The 13,744-nt window shown below is 64.3% G+C and carries 25 protein-coding genes; all 25 read left to right on the top strand.

Annotated elements, in window-relative coordinates; all coding sequences use genetic code 11:
• The first annotated feature begins 3 nt into the window (after positions 1-3).
• Positions 4-627, top strand: a complete 624-nt coding sequence (rplD, locus tag ACX80J_RS01560) for a 50S ribosomal protein L4 (RefSeq protein ID WP_459343851.1) — start codon at positions 4-6, stop codon at positions 625-627.
• Positions 624-929 (top strand): 50S ribosomal protein L23, encoded by a 306-nt coding sequence (gene rplW / locus ACX80J_RS01555; protein WP_087076895.1) that lies wholly within the window; start codon positions 624-626, stop codon positions 927-929. The genes rplD and rplW overlap by 4 nt, the downstream gene beginning before the upstream one ends.
• A gap of 31 nt (positions 930-960) precedes the next feature.
• Positions 961-1,800, top strand: a complete 840-nt coding sequence (gene rplB / locus ACX80J_RS01550) for a 50S ribosomal protein L2 (RefSeq protein WP_055768070.1) — start codon at positions 961-963, stop codon at positions 1,798-1,800.
• Positions 1,801-1,812: 12 nt separating this feature from the next.
• Positions 1,813-2,094 carry a 30S ribosomal protein S19 gene (gene rpsS, locus ACX80J_RS01545; RefSeq protein ID WP_026549122.1) on the top strand — a complete coding sequence of 94 codons (282 nt, stop codon included), beginning with the start codon at positions 1,813-1,815 and terminating at the stop codon, positions 2,092-2,094.
• 37 nt (positions 2,095-2,131) lie between these two features.
• A complete protein-coding gene (gene rplV, locus ACX80J_RS01540; RefSeq protein ID WP_049829178.1) occupies positions 2,132-2,497 on the top strand; it encodes a 50S ribosomal protein L22 in 366 nt (121 codons plus the stop codon).
• Complete coding sequence (gene rpsC / locus ACX80J_RS01535; RefSeq protein WP_459311645.1) at positions 2,498-3,343, top strand: 30S ribosomal protein S3; 846 nt, start codon at positions 2,498-2,500, stop codon at positions 3,341-3,343.
• Positions 3,344-3,760 (top strand): 50S ribosomal protein L16, encoded by a 417-nt coding sequence (rplP, locus tag ACX80J_RS01530; protein WP_459346597.1) that lies wholly within the window; start codon positions 3,344-3,346, stop codon positions 3,758-3,760.
• Between the two features lie 2 nt (positions 3,761-3,762).
• Positions 3,763-4,107: a 50S ribosomal protein L29 gene (rpmC, locus tag ACX80J_RS01525; RefSeq protein WP_087076891.1), complete on the top strand. Its 345-nt coding sequence runs from the start codon at positions 3,763-3,765 to the stop codon at positions 4,105-4,107.
• Positions 4,104-4,415 carry a 30S ribosomal protein S17 gene (gene rpsQ / locus ACX80J_RS01520; protein ID WP_087076889.1) on the top strand — a complete coding sequence of 104 codons (312 nt, stop codon included), beginning with the start codon at positions 4,104-4,106 and terminating at the stop codon, positions 4,413-4,415. Before rpmC ends, rpsQ begins: the two co-directional genes overlap by 4 nt.
• A gap of 369 nt (positions 4,416-4,784) precedes the next feature.
• Positions 4,785-5,153: a 50S ribosomal protein L14 gene (gene rplN / locus ACX80J_RS01515; protein ID WP_049829173.1), complete on the top strand. Its 369-nt coding sequence runs from the start codon at positions 4,785-4,787 to the stop codon at positions 5,151-5,153.
• A 3-nt stretch (positions 5,154-5,156) separates the two neighbouring features.
• Entirely contained in the window at positions 5,157-5,531 is a 375-nt protein-coding gene (gene rplX / locus ACX80J_RS01510; RefSeq protein WP_301226170.1) for a 50S ribosomal protein L24, read from the top strand.
• On the top strand, positions 5,531-6,106 hold the full coding sequence (rplE, locus tag ACX80J_RS01505; RefSeq protein ID WP_301226172.1) for a 50S ribosomal protein L5: 576 nt from the start codon (positions 5,531-5,533) through the stop codon (positions 6,104-6,106). Before rplX ends, rplE begins: the two co-directional genes overlap by 1 nt.
• Positions 6,107-6,193: 87 nt before the next feature.
• Positions 6,194-6,592 carry a 30S ribosomal protein S8 gene (gene rpsH / locus ACX80J_RS01500; RefSeq protein WP_043440638.1) on the top strand — a complete coding sequence of 133 codons (399 nt, stop codon included), beginning with the start codon at positions 6,194-6,196 and terminating at the stop codon, positions 6,590-6,592.
• A gap of 18 nt (positions 6,593-6,610) precedes the next feature.
• Entirely contained in the window at positions 6,611-7,147 is a 537-nt protein-coding gene (gene rplF, locus ACX80J_RS01495; RefSeq protein ID WP_459343850.1) for a 50S ribosomal protein L6, read from the top strand.
• Between the two features lie 2 nt (positions 7,148-7,149).
• Positions 7,150-7,533: a 50S ribosomal protein L18 gene (gene rplR, locus ACX80J_RS01490; protein WP_459346596.1), complete on the top strand. Its 384-nt coding sequence runs from the start codon at positions 7,150-7,152 to the stop codon at positions 7,531-7,533.
• Positions 7,530-8,267 (top strand): 30S ribosomal protein S5, encoded by a 738-nt coding sequence (rpsE, locus tag ACX80J_RS01485; RefSeq protein WP_459346595.1) that lies wholly within the window; start codon positions 7,530-7,532, stop codon positions 8,265-8,267. Before rplR ends, rpsE begins: the two co-directional genes overlap by 4 nt.
• Entirely contained in the window at positions 8,267-8,485 is a 219-nt protein-coding gene (rpmD, locus tag ACX80J_RS01480) for a 50S ribosomal protein L30 (RefSeq protein WP_301226179.1), read from the top strand. Before rpsE ends, rpmD begins: the two co-directional genes overlap by 1 nt.
• The gene (gene rplO, locus ACX80J_RS01475) at positions 8,485-8,982 is read left to right on the top strand and encodes a 50S ribosomal protein L15 (protein ID WP_459346594.1); all 498 of its coding nucleotides are present in this window, start codon (positions 8,485-8,487) and stop codon (positions 8,980-8,982) included. The genes rpmD and rplO overlap by 1 nt, the downstream gene beginning before the upstream one ends.
• Before the next feature lie 222 nt (positions 8,983-9,204).
• Entirely contained in the window at positions 9,205-10,515 is a 1,311-nt protein-coding gene (secY, locus tag ACX80J_RS01470) for a preprotein translocase subunit SecY (RefSeq protein WP_459343848.1), read from the top strand.
• Between the two features lie 5 nt (positions 10,516-10,520).
• Positions 10,521-11,084 (top strand): adenylate kinase, encoded by a 564-nt coding sequence (locus ACX80J_RS01465; protein WP_087076871.1) that lies wholly within the window; start codon positions 10,521-10,523, stop codon positions 11,082-11,084.
• 10 nt (positions 11,085-11,094) lie between these two features.
• A complete protein-coding gene (gene map / locus ACX80J_RS01460) occupies positions 11,095-11,922 on the top strand; it encodes a type I methionyl aminopeptidase (RefSeq protein ID WP_459346593.1) in 828 nt (275 codons plus the stop codon).
• A gap of 276 nt (positions 11,923-12,198) precedes the next feature.
• Positions 12,199-12,420, top strand: a complete 222-nt coding sequence (gene infA, locus ACX80J_RS01455) for a translation initiation factor IF-1 (protein WP_019481515.1) — start codon at positions 12,199-12,201, stop codon at positions 12,418-12,420.
• Positions 12,421-12,441: 21 nt separating this feature from the next.
• Complete coding sequence (gene rpmJ / locus ACX80J_RS01450; protein ID WP_043440658.1) at positions 12,442-12,555, top strand: 50S ribosomal protein L36; 114 nt, start codon at positions 12,442-12,444, stop codon at positions 12,553-12,555.
• 162 nt (positions 12,556-12,717) lie between these two features.
• Positions 12,718-13,095 (top strand): 30S ribosomal protein S13, encoded by a 378-nt coding sequence (gene rpsM / locus ACX80J_RS01445; RefSeq protein ID WP_087076867.1) that lies wholly within the window; start codon positions 12,718-12,720, stop codon positions 13,093-13,095.
• 169 nt (positions 13,096-13,264) lie between these two features.
• Positions 13,265-13,666, top strand: coding sequence for a 30S ribosomal protein S11 (rpsK, locus tag ACX80J_RS01440; protein WP_026531448.1), 402 nt, complete (start codon positions 13,265-13,267; stop codon positions 13,664-13,666).
• Positions 13,667-13,744: the final 78 nt, after the last annotated feature.

Raw genomic sequence — 13,744 nt, 5'->3', positions numbered from 1 at the left:
CAAATGGCTGCCAACACTGTAAAGGTCGATCTCCCCGCTGAGATCTTCGATGCACAGACCAACATCCCCCTGCTGCACCAGGTCGTCGTGGCCCAGCTTGCGGCTGCCCGTCAGGGTACGCACAAGACGAAGACCCGCGCCGAGGTGAGCGGCGCAGGCCGCAAGCCGTTCAAGCAGAAGGGAACCGGTCGTGCCCGCCAGGGTTCGATCCGCGCACCTCACATGACCGGCGGTGGCGTGGTCCACGGACCGACGCCCCGCGACTACAGCCAGCGCACCCCCAAGAAGATGATTGCCGCCGCTCTCCGCGGTGCACTCTCCGACCGGGCACGCAACGGCCGTATCCACGTCCTCGAGTCCCTGGTCACCGGCGACAAGCCGTCGACCAAGGGTGCCATCGAGACCCTGCGTGCGATCTCCGAGCGGCCCCGCCTGCTCGTCGTCATCGAGCGTGCCAACGATGTCGCCGCGCTGTCGGTGCGCAACGTACCCGCAGTACACGTCCTCTACGTCGACCAGCTGAACACGTACGACGTGCTGGTGTCCGACGACGTGATCTTCACCCAGGCCGCCTACGAGCAGTTCGTCGGATCGGCTGACGCCATCTCCGAGGAGGATGCCAAGTGAGCGGCACCATCGCAAAGGATCCGCGCGACGTCGTCATTGCACCCGTCGTCTCGGAGAAGAGCTACGGCCTGATCGACGAAGGCAAGTACACCTTCCTCGTCGACCCGCGCTCGAACAAGGAAGAAATCAAGCTGGCGGTCGAGAAGATCTTCTCCGTGAAGGTCGAGTCGATCAACACCATCAACCGGGTTGGCAAGCGCAAGCGCACCAAGTTCGGCTGGGGCCAGCGCAAGGGCACCAAGCGTGCCATCGTGTCCCTCAAAGAGGGCTCGATCGACATCTTCGGCGGTCCGCTCTCCTAGAGCGGAGACCACTTTAACGAGGAATTGAGTTATGGGAATCCGTAAATACAAGCCGACAACCCCGGGCCGTCGTGGCTCGAGCGTTGCCGACTTCGCTGAAATCACCCGATCGACGCCGGAAAAGTCGTTGGTTCGTCCCCTCCCCAAGAAGGGTGGACGCAACAACACCGGTAAGATCACGACCCGCCACAAGGGTGGTGGACACAAGCGTCAGTACCGCCTGATCGACTTCCGCCGCCACGACAAGGACGGCGTCGACGCCCGCGTTGCCGAGATCGAGTACGATCCCAACCGCACCGCGCGCATCGCCCTCCTGCACTACGTCGACGGCACCAAGCGCTACATCGTCGCGCCGAACAAGCTCAAGCAGGGCGACTTCGTCGAGGCCGGCGCCGGGGCCGACATCAAGCCCGGCAACAACCTGCCGCTGCGCAACATCCCCGTGGGTACCGTCATCCACGCCGTCGAGCTCCGCCCAGGCGGCGGCGCGAAGATGGCACGCTCCGCCGGTGCGTCGGTACAGCTCGTCGCCAAGGAAGGCCGCTTCGCCCAGCTGCGACTGCCCTCCGGTGAGATCCGGAACGTCGACGTCCGCTGCCGCGCGACGATCGGCGAGGTCGGCAACGCCGAGCAGTCGAACATCAACTGGGGCAAGGCCGGCCGTAACCGCTGGAAGGGCATCCGCCCGACCGTCCGCGGTGTCGCCATGAACCCGGTCGACCACCCGCACGGTGGTGGCGAGGGCAAGACCTCCGGTGGACGCCACCCGGTCAACCCGAACGGTAAGGCCGAAGGCCGTACCCGTCGCCCCAACAAAGAGAGCGACTCACTCATCGTGCGTCGTCGTCGTTCCGGCAAGAACAAGCGATAGGAGCCTGGAGACATGCCACGCAGCCTGAAGAAAGGCCCCTTCGTCGATCAGCACCTTTACGTAAAGGTCGCTCGCGAGAACGAATCGGGCACGAAGAACGTCATCAAGACGTGGTCCCGCCGCTCCATGATCGTCCCCGACATGCTCGGGCACACGATCGCGGTGCACGACGGACGCAAGCACATCCCGGTGTTTGTCACCGAGTCGATGGTCGGGCACAAGCTCGGCGAATTCGCTCCCACGCGGACTTTCCGCGGCCATGTTAAGGACGACCGCAAGGGCAAGCGCCGCTAGGCGCTGCTCTTACGGCTAAGACGAGAGAAGGAAAGCAATGGAAGCCAAGGCTATTGCGCGTCATATCCGCGTAACGCCTATGAAGGCCCGGCGCGTCGTCAACCTTGTTCGTGGTAAGCAGGCGAATGAGGCTCTGGCTATTCTGAAGTTTGCCCCACAGGTTGCTTCGGAGCCGGTTTTCAAGGTGGTCCAGTCGGCAGTCGCCAACGCCCGCGTTCTCGCGGACCGTGACGGCGTCGCCTTCGACGAGGACAACCTCATCATCAGCGAAGCATTCGTCGATGAAGGCCCCACGATGAAGCGGTTCCGTCCGCGTGCCCAGGGCCGCGCGTTCCGCATCAACAAGCGGACCAGCCACATCACGGTTGTCGTCGCTACCCCTGAGAAAGTGGAGGTCCGCTAAGTGGGACAGAAAGTAAACCCGCACGGGTTCCGACTCGGCATCACCACCGACCACAGGTCACACTGGTTCGCCGACAGCAACAAGCCGGGCCAGCGCTACCGTGACTTCGTCCGCGAAGACATCAAGATCCGCCAGCTCATGTCGACCGGCATGGACCGGGCCGGCATCGCGAAGGTCGAGATCGAGCGCACTCGCGACCGCGTCCGCGTGGACATCCACACGGCACGTCCGGGCATCGTCATCGGTCGCCGTGGAGCAGAGGCGGACCGCATCCGCGGCGAGCTGGAGAAGCTCACCGGCAAGCAGGTCCAGCTGAACATCCTCGAGGTCAAGAACCCCGAGATGGAGGCCCAGCTTGTCGCCCAGGGCATCGCCGAGCAGCTTTCCTCCCGCGTGGCCTTCCGCCGCGCGATGAAGAAGGCCATGCAGTCCGCACAGCGTGCCGGCGCCAAGGGCATCCGTGTCCAGTGCTCCGGTCGCCTGGGTGGCGCCGAAATGAGCCGCTCGGAGTTCTACCGCGAGGGACGCGTTCCCCTGCACACGCTCCGTGCCAACATCGACTACGGCTTCTTCGAAGCGAAGACCACCTTCGGCCGCATCGGCGTGAAGGTCTGGATCTACAAGGGTGACGTCACGGCGAAGGAACTCGCAGCCCAGGCTGCAGCAGCTCCCTCCCGTGGCCGCGGTGGAGACCGTCCGGGCCGTGGCCCTGCCGGCGCCGACCGTGGTGGCGACCGCGGCGGAGACCGTCGTCGTCGTGCGCCCGAGCGCTCCGAGGGCCAGGGTGCCTCGGCACCCGCCGAGACCGCCGCAGCCCCCGCTGCGACTGAAGGAGGACAGGCTTAAATGCTTATCCCACGTCGAGTCAAGTTCCGTAAGCAGCACCACCCGGGTCGTTCCGGCGCTGCAACCGGCGGCACCGAGGTCAGCTTTGGCGAATGGGGTATCCAGGCTCTGAGCCCGGCATACGTCACCAACCGCCAGATCGAGTCCGCTCGTATCGCCATGACCCGCCACATCAAGCGTGGCGGAAAGGTCTGGATCAACATCTATCCGGACCGCCCGTTGACCAAGAAGCCTGCCGAGACCCGCATGGGTTCCGGTAAGGGTTCTCCCGAGTGGTGGGTGGCCAACGTCAAGCCGGGACGGGTTCTCTTCGAACTGTCCGGTGTTTCCGAAGAGGTAGCCCGCGAAGCCCTGCGCCTCGCGATCCACAAGCTGCCGTTGAAGGCACGCATCGTGCATCGTGAGGGTGGTGAATAGTTATGGCTCTGGGTTCAAAGGAACTGGCAACAGACCAGCTGGACGGCTTCGATAAGGACCGTCTGGTGGAAGAACTGCGCAAGGCCAAGGAGGAGCTGTTCAACCTCCGTTTCCAGTCGGCCACCGGCCAGCTCGAAAGCCACGGTCGCCTTCGTTCGGTGAAGCGCGACATCGCACGCATCTACACGGTGCTGCGTGAGCGCGAACTGGGCATCCGTCCCGAGGTCGAAGCTCCCGTCGAGGAAGCGAAGCCCGCGAAGGCGGATAAGCCCAAGAAAGCCAAGAAGGCCTCCACGAAGGACGAACCTTCCGTGGACACCGAGGCTTCTGAGGAGGACGCCAAATGAGTGAGCAGCAGAGCGAAACGACCGTAGGAACCGAGAAGGCCGTCCACGACGCCAACTCGCGCGGCTACCGCAAGGTACGCCGTGGCTACGTCGTCTCCGACAAGATGGAAAAGACGATCGTCGTCGAGGTCGAGGACCGCGTGAAGCACGCCCTGTACGGCAAGGTGCTTCGTCGCAGCTCCAAGGTCAAGGCGCACGACGAGGAGAACATCGCCGGCATCGGCGACATGGTCCTCATCAGCGAGACCCGCCCGCTGTCCGCTACCAAGCGGTGGCGCCTGGTCGAGGTCATCGAGAAGGCCAAGTAACACCCGAGCAGCACGCCGGCCCGCCGGCCCTGCAGCAGATGCCCCGGACGCAATTTCGCGTCCGGGGCATCTTCGCGATACGATAAGAACCTTGTCTGTCTGGTGGGCTGGCGCATGCCCTCACGAGGGTTCCTCCGCAGGTCTCCTGCCCAGGACTTCCGCTTGCGGGGCATCCCTCCGGGGGTTTCCTTCACACCGGGCAAATAGGCAAAAGCCCGATAATCTTGTTCATCACAAATCCGCTGTGCACACGATCCACGCACAGCCGCGCGCCCGGCGTGCACGTGCTGAGTACCAGTATTACGGGGCCCACCCATATCCGTTCCGCAAGGCTCGAGAAGAGAACCGGCGCGACGACAGGAGTAATAAGTGATTCAGCAGGAGTCGCGGCTAAAGGTCGCCGACAACACGGGGGCCAAGGAAATCTTGACCATCCGCGTTCTCGGAGGATCCGGGCGCCGCTACGCAGGCATCGGCGACGTCATCGTCGCCACCGTGAAGGACGCGATCCCCGGCGGCAACGTCAAGAAGGGTGACGTCGTCAAGGCGGTCATCGTCCGCACCAAGAAGGAACGCCGCCGCGCGGATGGTTCCTACATCAAGTTTGACGAGAACGCAGCAGTGATCCTAAAGAACGACGGCGACCCCCGCGGTACCCGTATCTTCGGCCCTGTCGGTCGCGAGCTCCGCGACAAGCGTTTCATGAAGATCATCTCGCTGGCGCCGGAGGTGCTGTAGTCCATGGCACAGAAGACAAAGCTCAAGATCAAGAAGGGTGACCTCGTCCAGGTCATCACCGGAGCCAAGCAGGACCGCGGCGGAGACCGCGGCAAGCAGGGCAAGGTACTGAAGGTGTTCCCCGAGACCAACCGCGTCCTCGTGGAAGGCATCAACCGGATCACCAAGCACACCAAGGTCGGGCAGTCGCAGCGCGGCACCAAGACCGGTGGCATCGAGGTTGTCGAGGCACCCGTGCACATCAGCAACGTCGCCGTCGTCGATCCCGAGACCAAGAAGCCGACCCGCGTCGGATACCGCACCGAGACCGTCGAGCGCGACGGCCGCGAGCGCGTTGTCCGCATCCGCGTGGCCAAGTCATCAGGGAAGGATCTGTAATGACTGTCGAAACCACAGAAGCCCGGGTTCTTCCCCGCCTGAAGGCACGCTACGCGTCCGAGATCAAGGCCGCCCTGCAGGAGGAGTTCAACTACTCCAACGTCAACCAGGTCCCGCGCCTGGTCAAGGTCGTCGTGAACATGGGTGTCGGTGACGCCGCCAAGGACTCGAAGCTGATCGACGGGGCCGTCAAGGACCTCACCGCGATCACGGGCCAGAAGCCGCAGGTCACCAAGGCCCGCAAGTCCATCGCGCAGTTCAAGCTCCGCGAAGGAATGCCCATCGGTGCGCACGCTACCCTGCGTGGCGACCGCATGTGGGAATTCACGGACCGCCTGATCTCCCTCGCCCTGCCCCGTATCCGCGATTTCCGCGGACTCAACGGCAAGCAGTTCGACGGCAACGGCAACTACACCTTCGGCCTCACGGAGCAGTCCATGTTCCACGAGATCGACCAGGACCGTATCGACCGCGTGCGTGGCATGGACATCACCGTCGTCACGACCGCCAAGACCGACGCCGAGGGCCGCGCGCTCCTCAAGGCGCTCGGCTTCCCCTTCAAATCCGAAGATTAATCTAACTACGTTGCAGGTCCACTCCAGCCGGCACCCTGAGTGCCGTCCGGAGCCCGGAAACCGTTTCGAGGAAGGGCAAGAGCCCACATGACAATGACAGATCCTGTCGCAGACATGCTCACGCGTCTGCGCAATGCAAACTCGGCTTACCACGACTCCGTGTCCATGCCGTACAGCAAGTTGAAGGCCCGCGTCGCGGACATCCTCAAGGCCGAAGGCTACATCGCCGGCTGGAAGGAAGAGGAAGCGGAGGTCGGCAAGAAGCTGACCATCGACCTCAAGTTCGGACCGGACCGCCAGCGTTCCATCGCCGGCATCCGCCGTATCTCCAAGCCCGGTCTGCGCGTGTACGCCAAGTCCACGAACCTGCCCCACGTGCTCGGCGGCCTCGGCATCGCCATCCTGTCCACGTCCTCCGGTCTGCTCACGGACCGCCAGGCATCCAAGAAGGGTGTGGGTGGGGAAGTCCTCGCCTACGTCTGGTAACGGGAAAGGGAAAGAATAATGTCACGTATTGGACGTCTCCCCATCACCGTTCCCGCCGGTGTCGAGGTCGCAGTCAACGGCAGCGAGGTCACCGTCAAGGGCTCGAAGGGCGAGCTGAGCCACACGGTTCCCAGCCCCATCGAGGTCTCCCTGAACGAGGGCATCCTCACCGTCGCGCGCCCGAACGACGAGCGCGAGTCGCGGTCGCTCCACGGCCTCACCCGCACGCTGATCTCCAACATGATCGTCGGAGTCACCGAGGGCTACAAGAAGAACCTTGAGATCGTGGGCACGGGTTACCGTGTGCAGGCCAAGGGCAGCGACCTGGAATTCGCTCTGGGTTACAGCCACCCGGTCGCCGTCAAGGCTCCCGAGGGCATCACCCTGACCGTCGACAGCCCCACCAAGCTCTCGGTCGCAGGCATCAACAAGCAGCAGGTCGGCGAGGTCGCTGCAACCATCCGCAAGCTGCGCAAGCCTGACCCCTACAAGGGCAAGGGCATCCGCTACGCAGGCGAGATCATCCGCCGCAAGGTCGGAAAGGCTGGTAAGTAACCATGGGTCTGAGCATCAACAAGAAGCGCAGCTCGAAGAGCAAGTCCGCCTCGCGTGGACGCCGCCACCTCCGTGTACGCAAGCGCGTCTCGGGCACGGCTGTCCGTCCCCGCCTGGTCGTCAACCGTTCGGCCCGCCACGTATTCGTGCAGGTCGTCGACGACACCAAAGGCATGACCGTCGCATCAGCCTCCACCCTCGAAGCGGACCTCCGTGCATTCGACGGTGACAAGACCGCCAAGGCCAAGCGCGTTGGCGAACTCGTTGCAGAGCGTGCCAAGGCTGTCGGTGTCGAAGCTGTCGTCTTCGACCGCGGCGGCAACAAGTACCACGGTCGCGTTGCAGCAATCGCAGACGGCGCACGTGAAGGTGGGCTGGCACTGTGACCGAGGAAAACAAGGCAAAGGAAGCCCCATTGAATACGGCTACAGAGCAGTCCGCGGCCGAAGCTCCGGCTGCAGGTGCAACTGACACCGCGTCGGCTGACGCCAACCGCCGCGGCAACGCCCGTGGTGGCGAGCGTGGCGGCAACTCCCGCGGCGGCGAGCGCGGCCGTGGTGGCCGTGACGGCGGACGCGACGGCGGACGCAATGACGACAAGGACAAGTTCATTGAGCGCGTCGTCACCATCAACCGTGTCGCCAAGGTCGTCAAGGGCGGCCGCCGCTTCAGCTTCACCGCCCTCGTGGTGGTAGGCGACGGCAACGGCATGGTCGGCGTCGGCTACGGAAAGGCGAAGGAAGTTCCCTCCGCCATCCAGAAGGCCGTCGAGGAAGCCAAGAAGACGATGTTCCGCGTTCCGCGCATCGGTGGCACCGTCCCGCACCTGGTGCAGGGCGAGGCAGCAGCCGGCGTCGTTCTTCTCCGTCCCGCCTCCCCGGGTACCGGCGTCATCGCCGGTGGTCCGGTGCGTGCGGTCCTGGAGTGCGTCGGTATCCACGACGTCCTCTCCAAGTCGCTCGGTTCCGCGAACGCCATCAACATCGTTCACGCGACCGTTGACGCGCTGAAGCGCCTCGAAGAGCCCCAGGCAGTCGCGGCACGCCGTGGCCTGCCCCTCGACGAGGTCGCATCCCACCAGATGCTGCGTGCAATCGCAGCTCAGAAGGCAGGTGCGTAATGACCGCGATCACGCCTAAGAACGTGCGTGTGAGCTCGGCCCAGCTCGAGATCACCCAGATCAAGTCCGCCATTGGCGGCAAGCAGAACCAGCGCGACACGCTGCGGTCGCTCGGCCTCAAGCGGATCGGCCACACCGTGGTCCGTGAAGCCGATGCCGTCACCGTTGGCATGATCAACACGGTTCCGCACCTCTTGAAGGTTGAGGAGGCCAACTAATGGCAGAGAACAACACCGCGGCTTCGGCCGCACCCGAGGCAAAGGCAGAGCGCGTCCACGCCCTCAAGGTCCACCACCTCCGCCCCGCACCCGGAGCCAAGACGGCGAAGACCCGTGTTGGCCGTGGTGAGGGTTCGAAGGGTAAGACCGCAGGCCGTGGTACCAAGGGAACTGCAGCCCGCTACCAGGTGAAGGCAGGATTTGCCGGCGGCCAGCTGCCGCTGCACATGCGCCTTCCCAAGCTGCGTGGCTTCAAGAACCCGTTCCGCGTCGAGTTCCAGGTCGTGAACCTGGACAAGCTCTCCGAGCTGTACCCGGCCGGCGGCGACGTCACCGTGGACAGCCTGGTGGCGAACGGTGCCGTCCGCAAGAACCAGCCCGTCAAGGTGCTGGGAACCGGCCAGATCACCGTGGCCGTCAACATCTCGGCCGACGCCTTCTCCGCATCCGCTGCAGAGAAGATCGTCGCAGCCGGCGGGACCGTCACCGAGCTGTAGGTCATGAGCCACCCCTTCCCCGGCGCGCTGGGGGAGGGGTTGGCTGTGATCGGTGGCACTTTGGAACTAGACTCTTGGTGGGCAGGGCTGTATCAGCCCACCAGGAGTCTTTTTTCGGCTCAGGCCACCACACCCGCCGGTGCTCTGCCACGGGTGACCAACCGTTAGACTCGGTTGTTGTGTAGGGTCCGCCACAGGACCAACAGACCTTCAGGAGGACGCTTGCTTAGCGCTATTGGCCGGGCATTCCGGACGCCAGACTTGCGGCGCAAGCTGTTGTTCACGCTGGGAATCATCGCCATCTTCCGCCTCGGAGCCTTCATTCCCGCTCCTGGTGTCGACTACGGAAACGTCCAGCAGTGTCTTGCCCTGGGCAACACCGAGGGCGGCCTCTACCAGTTCGTGAACCTCTTCAGCGGCGGAGCCCTGCTCCAGGTCTCCATCTTCGCGCTGGGGATCATGCCGTACATCACGGCCAGCATCATCACCCAGCTCCTCCGGGTGGTCATTCCCCGCTTCCAGGAACTGCACGAGGAAGGCGCCCAGGGCCAGTCGAGGCTCACCCAGTACACGCGCTACCTGACCATCGCGCTCGGCCTGCTCAACGCCACCACCCTGGTCTCGCTCGCACGCTCCGGCGCGCTGCTCGGCAACTGCCCGGTGCCCCTGATCCCGAACGACTCGCTGATCACCATCATCCTGCTGATCATCACGCTCACCGCCGGAACCGGACTCATCATGTGGATGGGCGAGCTCATCACCGAGCGCGGCGTGGGCAACGGCATGTCGCTGCTCATCTTCACGGCCATCGCCGCCGGTTTCCCCACCTCGCTCGGCGAGATCCTCCGCACCCAGGGCGCCACGGTCTTCACCTTCGTCCTGCTCATGGGCATCGTCGTCGTCGCCCTCGTGATCTTCGTGGAGCAGTCACAGCGACGCATCCCCGTGCAGTACGCCAAGCGCATGGTAGGCCGCCGCACGCTGGGCGGCAGCAGCACCTACATCCCGATCAAGGTCAACATGGCCGGCGTCATCCCCGTGATCTTCGCGTCCTCGATGCTGTACCTGCCGAGCCTGATCGCACAGTTCAACACCCCGCAGGACGGCACCGCCCCGGCAGGCTGGGTCAACTGGATCACCACGTACCTGACCAGCGGCGACCACCCGCTGTACATGGCGCTGTACTTCCTGCTCATCGTGTTCTTCACCTACTTCTACGTGGCCATCACGTTCAACCCGGACGAGGTGTCCGAGAACATGAAGAAGTACGGCGGCTTCATCCCCGGCATCCGCGCCGGGCGTCCCACGGCCGAGTACCTCCAGTACGTGCTCTCACGCATCACGCTCCCGGGTGCCATCTACCTGGGACTCGTGGCCCTGATCCCGCTGATCGCACTGGTGGCCATCGGTGCCAACCAGAACTTCCCGTTCGGCGGCACCTCGATCCTCATCATGGTGGGCGTGGGACTCGAGACGGTAAAGCAGATCGACGCTCAGCTCCAGCAGCGTCACTACGAAGGGTTGTTGCGTTGACGAGAATGCTGATCATCGGTCCCCCCGGATCCGGCAAGGGCACCCAGGCCGCCCGGATCTCGGAGCGCCTCGACGTCGTGGCCATCTCGACCGGCGACATCTTCCGCGACAACGTGAAGCGGGAGACGCCCCTGGGCCTCGAGGCGAAGAAGTACATGGACGCCGGCGACTTCGTCCCCGACAGCGTCACGAACAGCATGGTGCGCGACCGCCTCGCGGCCGACGACGTCCAGGAGGGCTTCCTCCTCGACGGGTACCCGCGCACCGCGTCGCAGGTCGCCGAACTCGACGACATCCTCCGCGAGAACGAGCTCGAGCTCGACGTCGTGCTTCAGCTGACCGCCGACGACGAGGAGCTCGTGAAGCGGCTCCTCGGGCGGGCGAAGCTGGACGGCCGTTCGGACGACAACGAACAGGTCATCCGCCACCGCCTCGGCCTGTACCACGACCAGACCGAAGCCGTGGTGTCGCGGTACGACGAGCGCGGCATCGTCACCAAGGTCGACGGCATCGGGCCGATCGACGAGGTCACCGAGCGCGTCATGGCAGCACTCAAAGTAGCGAGCTAGGACTTCACGCATGTTCCGCCAGCCGAAGATCGAGTACAAGACGACCAGCCAGATGCTCGTGATGCGCGAGGCCGGCCGGGTGCTCTCCACGGCACTCGACCGCACCGTCGCAGCTGCCACTGTCGGTGTCACCACGGCGCAGCTCAACGAGGTCTTCGAGGAGGTCCTCCGCGAGGAGGGCGCCACGTCAAACTTCCTCGGGTACCACGGCTTCCCGGCCAGCATCTGCACATCGGTCAACCACGAGGTGGTCCACGGGATCCCCGGCGGCTACGTGCTGCAGGACGGCGACATCATCTCGATCGACGGCGGCGCCGTCGTCCGCGGATGGCACTCCGACTCGGCCCGGACCGTCATCGTCGGGACGCAGCGTCCCGAGGACGTGCGGCTCTCCGACGTCACCGAGGAGGCGATGTGGCGCGGTATCGCAGCGCTGGCCTCCGCGCGGTTCGTCGGCGACATCGGTGCCGCGATCGACGACTACGTCTCGTCGGTCCCCGGACCCGCCCTCGGGATCCTCGAGGACTACGTGGGCCACGGCATCGGGACGCAGATGCACCAGGCGCCCGACGTCCTGAACTTCCGCAGCGCGAACCGCGGCCCGAAGGTTCGACCCGGACTCTGCCTCGCCATCGAGCCGATGCTCGTGCAGGGAGGACTGGAAACCGCAGTGCTCGACGACGACTGGACCGTCGTCACCACCGACGGCAAGCGCGCCTCGCAGTGGGAGCACAGCGTCGCAGTGCACGACGGCGGCATCTGGGTCCTGTCGGCCCCGGACGGGGGAGCGTCGCGACTCGAGCCGCTCGGCGTCACCCCGGCTCCTCTGGCCGGCTGACGGCACGGCCCCCTATGACGAACGAAGGTCCCGCACCCCGGTGCGGGACCTTCGTCGTTCCCGGCAGCGCCTGGTGCGGCAGCCGCGCAGACCCGCCGTCCGATTTAACGATCCGGGAACAGTAGCGTAGAGTTGTCTGTTGGTTGTCTCTGCTTTTCGTGCCCAATTGGGCCCCGAAGACCTTCCCGTCCGAGCTCCGGCTCCCGGCGGGTCTGACAATCAAAACCCCAAACCCGTCCGCCATGCAAGTGGCGGGCATAGACGTTAGCGGAGGATATGGCCAAGAAAGACGGTGTCATTGAGATTGAAGGCACTGTGAACGAGGCGCTGCCCAACGCGATGTTCCGCGTTGAGTTGGCCAACGGACACATTGTTCTCGCCCACATCTCGGGAAAGATGCGCCAGCACTACATTCGAATCCTTCCTGAGGACCGGGTCGTAGTGGAACTCAGCCCGTACGACCTCACCCGGGGCCGTATTGTCTACCGCTACAAATAAGAATCAACTCGAAGGAAAACCATGAAGGTCAACCCGAGCGTGAAGCGGATCTGCGAGAAGTGCCAGGTGGTCCGCCGCAAAGGCAACGTTCTCGTCATCTGCGAGAACCCGCGCCACAAGCAGCGCCAGGGCTAAGAACCTCTTCCAGAGGTTCTTCCCACGCGTAGAAGTACATTTCACGGCAGAACAGCGTCCCGACGGGACGTACACCCCCGGCACGGAGGCCGGGGACCGGAACACAAGTTCCGTGGACGTTCTGCTTCAGACCTCCGGTAACACCAAAGGAGCACCGCCACTATGGCACGTCTCGCTGGCGTAGACATCCCCCGTGAAAAGCGGGTAGTCATCGCACTTACCTATATCTACGGCGTGGGCAAGACCCGTGCAGAGAAGACGCTCGTCGACACGGGGATCTCCCCGAACACGCGCGTCAAGGACCTCACCGACGCCGAGCTGGTCCAGCTCCGCGACTACATCGAAGGCAGCTTCAAGGTCGAGGGTGACCTCCGCCGTGAGGTTGCAGCCGACATCCGCCGCAAGGTCGAGATCGGCAGCTACGAAGGCATTCGGCACCGCCGCGGCCTTCCCGTACGTGGACAGCGTACGAAGACCAACGCCCGTACCCGCAAGGGCCCGAAGCGTACGGTCGCAGGCAAGAAGAAGGTCGGACGCTAGTCCCTGATGGCCCCCTAACCGGACTCGCTAGCGCTCGTCCGGCCAGGGAACCCCGCCATCAGGGGCCCATCCCACTGGCTCCCTCGCCAGTGGAGGCCCCTGTTCGTAGGACCTCCGGCAGGATTCGATCCGACTCAATGCTTTACCCAATACCTTCGTAGGAGAAGTAATGCCCCCCAAGACTCGTGGAGCGGTGCGTAAGCCGCGTCGCAAGGATAAGAAGAACATCGCGCTCGGCCAGGCGCACATCAAGAGCACCTTCAACAACACCATCGTGTCCATCACGGACCCCAGTGGAGCAGTCATCTCCTGGGCCTCCGCCGGTGAGGTTGGGTTCAAGGGCTCACGCAAGTCCACCCCGTTCGCCGCGCAGATGGCTGCAGAAGCTGCTGCCAAGCGTGCCCAGGAGCACGGCGTCAAGAAGGTCGACGTCTTCGTGAAGGGACCGGGATCGGGTCGCGAAACCGCCATCCGTTCGCTGCAGGCCACCGGCCTCGAGGTCGGGTCCATCTCGGACGTCACCCCCAGCGCACACAACGGCTGCCGCCCGCCCAAGCGCCGCCGCGTCTAATCTGCTCTTCGGTCACCGTGCCGCCCTGAAGGAACTGCAATGTTCCGGCAGGGCGGTTCGGTGCCGTTCCAGTAGCTT

It is taken from the genome of Arthrobacter rhamnosi (assembly GCF_054510975.1).
Note: the sequence above shows the minus strand (reverse complement) of the source record. Positions and strands in the feature narration are given on the sequence as shown.

What these genes read in the sequence shown, in the direction of transcription:
- rplD (WP_459343851.1), top strand. Translation starts at nt 4, where the DNA reads ATGGCTGCCAACACTGTAAAGGTCGATCTCCCCGCTGAGATCTTCGAT.
- rplB (WP_055768070.1), top strand. Translation starts at nt 961, where the DNA reads ATGGGAATCCGTAAATACAAGCCGACAACCCCGGGCCGTCGTGGCTCG.
- rpsS (WP_026549122.1), top strand. Translation starts at nt 1,813, where the DNA reads ATGCCACGCAGCCTGAAGAAAGGCCCCTTCGTCGATCAGCACCTTTAC.
- rplV (WP_049829178.1), top strand. Translation starts at nt 2,132, where the DNA reads ATGGAAGCCAAGGCTATTGCGCGTCATATCCGCGTAACGCCTATGAAG.
- rplP (WP_459346597.1), top strand. Translation starts at nt 3,344, where the DNA reads ATGCTTATCCCACGTCGAGTCAAGTTCCGTAAGCAGCACCACCCGGGT.
- rpmC (WP_087076891.1), top strand. Translation starts at nt 3,763, where the DNA reads ATGGCTCTGGGTTCAAAGGAACTGGCAACAGACCAGCTGGACGGCTTC.
- rpsQ (WP_087076889.1), top strand. Translation starts at nt 4,104, where the DNA reads ATGAGTGAGCAGCAGAGCGAAACGACCGTAGGAACCGAGAAGGCCGTC.
- rplX (WP_301226170.1), top strand. Translation starts at nt 5,157, where the DNA reads ATGGCACAGAAGACAAAGCTCAAGATCAAGAAGGGTGACCTCGTCCAG.
- rplE (WP_301226172.1), top strand. Translation starts at nt 5,531, where the DNA reads ATGACTGTCGAAACCACAGAAGCCCGGGTTCTTCCCCGCCTGAAGGCA.
- rpsH (WP_043440638.1), top strand. Translation starts at nt 6,194, where the DNA reads ATGACAATGACAGATCCTGTCGCAGACATGCTCACGCGTCTGCGCAAT.
- rplF (WP_459343850.1), top strand. Translation starts at nt 6,611, where the DNA reads ATGTCACGTATTGGACGTCTCCCCATCACCGTTCCCGCCGGTGTCGAG.
- rplR (WP_459346596.1), top strand. Translation starts at nt 7,150, where the DNA reads ATGGGTCTGAGCATCAACAAGAAGCGCAGCTCGAAGAGCAAGTCCGCC.
- rpmD (WP_301226179.1), top strand. Translation starts at nt 8,267, where the DNA reads ATGACCGCGATCACGCCTAAGAACGTGCGTGTGAGCTCGGCCCAGCTC.
- rplO (WP_459346594.1), top strand. Translation starts at nt 8,485, where the DNA reads ATGGCAGAGAACAACACCGCGGCTTCGGCCGCACCCGAGGCAAAGGCA.
- ACX80J_RS01465 (WP_087076871.1), top strand. Translation starts at nt 10,521, where the DNA reads ATGCTGATCATCGGTCCCCCCGGATCCGGCAAGGGCACCCAGGCCGCC.
- map (WP_459346593.1), top strand. Translation starts at nt 11,095, where the DNA reads ATGTTCCGCCAGCCGAAGATCGAGTACAAGACGACCAGCCAGATGCTC.
- infA (WP_019481515.1), top strand. Translation starts at nt 12,199, where the DNA reads ATGGCCAAGAAAGACGGTGTCATTGAGATTGAAGGCACTGTGAACGAG.
- rpmJ (WP_043440658.1), top strand. Translation starts at nt 12,442, where the DNA reads ATGAAGGTCAACCCGAGCGTGAAGCGGATCTGCGAGAAGTGCCAGGTG.
- rpsM (WP_087076867.1), top strand. Translation starts at nt 12,718, where the DNA reads ATGGCACGTCTCGCTGGCGTAGACATCCCCCGTGAAAAGCGGGTAGTC.
- rpsK (WP_026531448.1), top strand. Translation starts at nt 13,265, where the DNA reads ATGCCCCCCAAGACTCGTGGAGCGGTGCGTAAGCCGCGTCGCAAGGAT.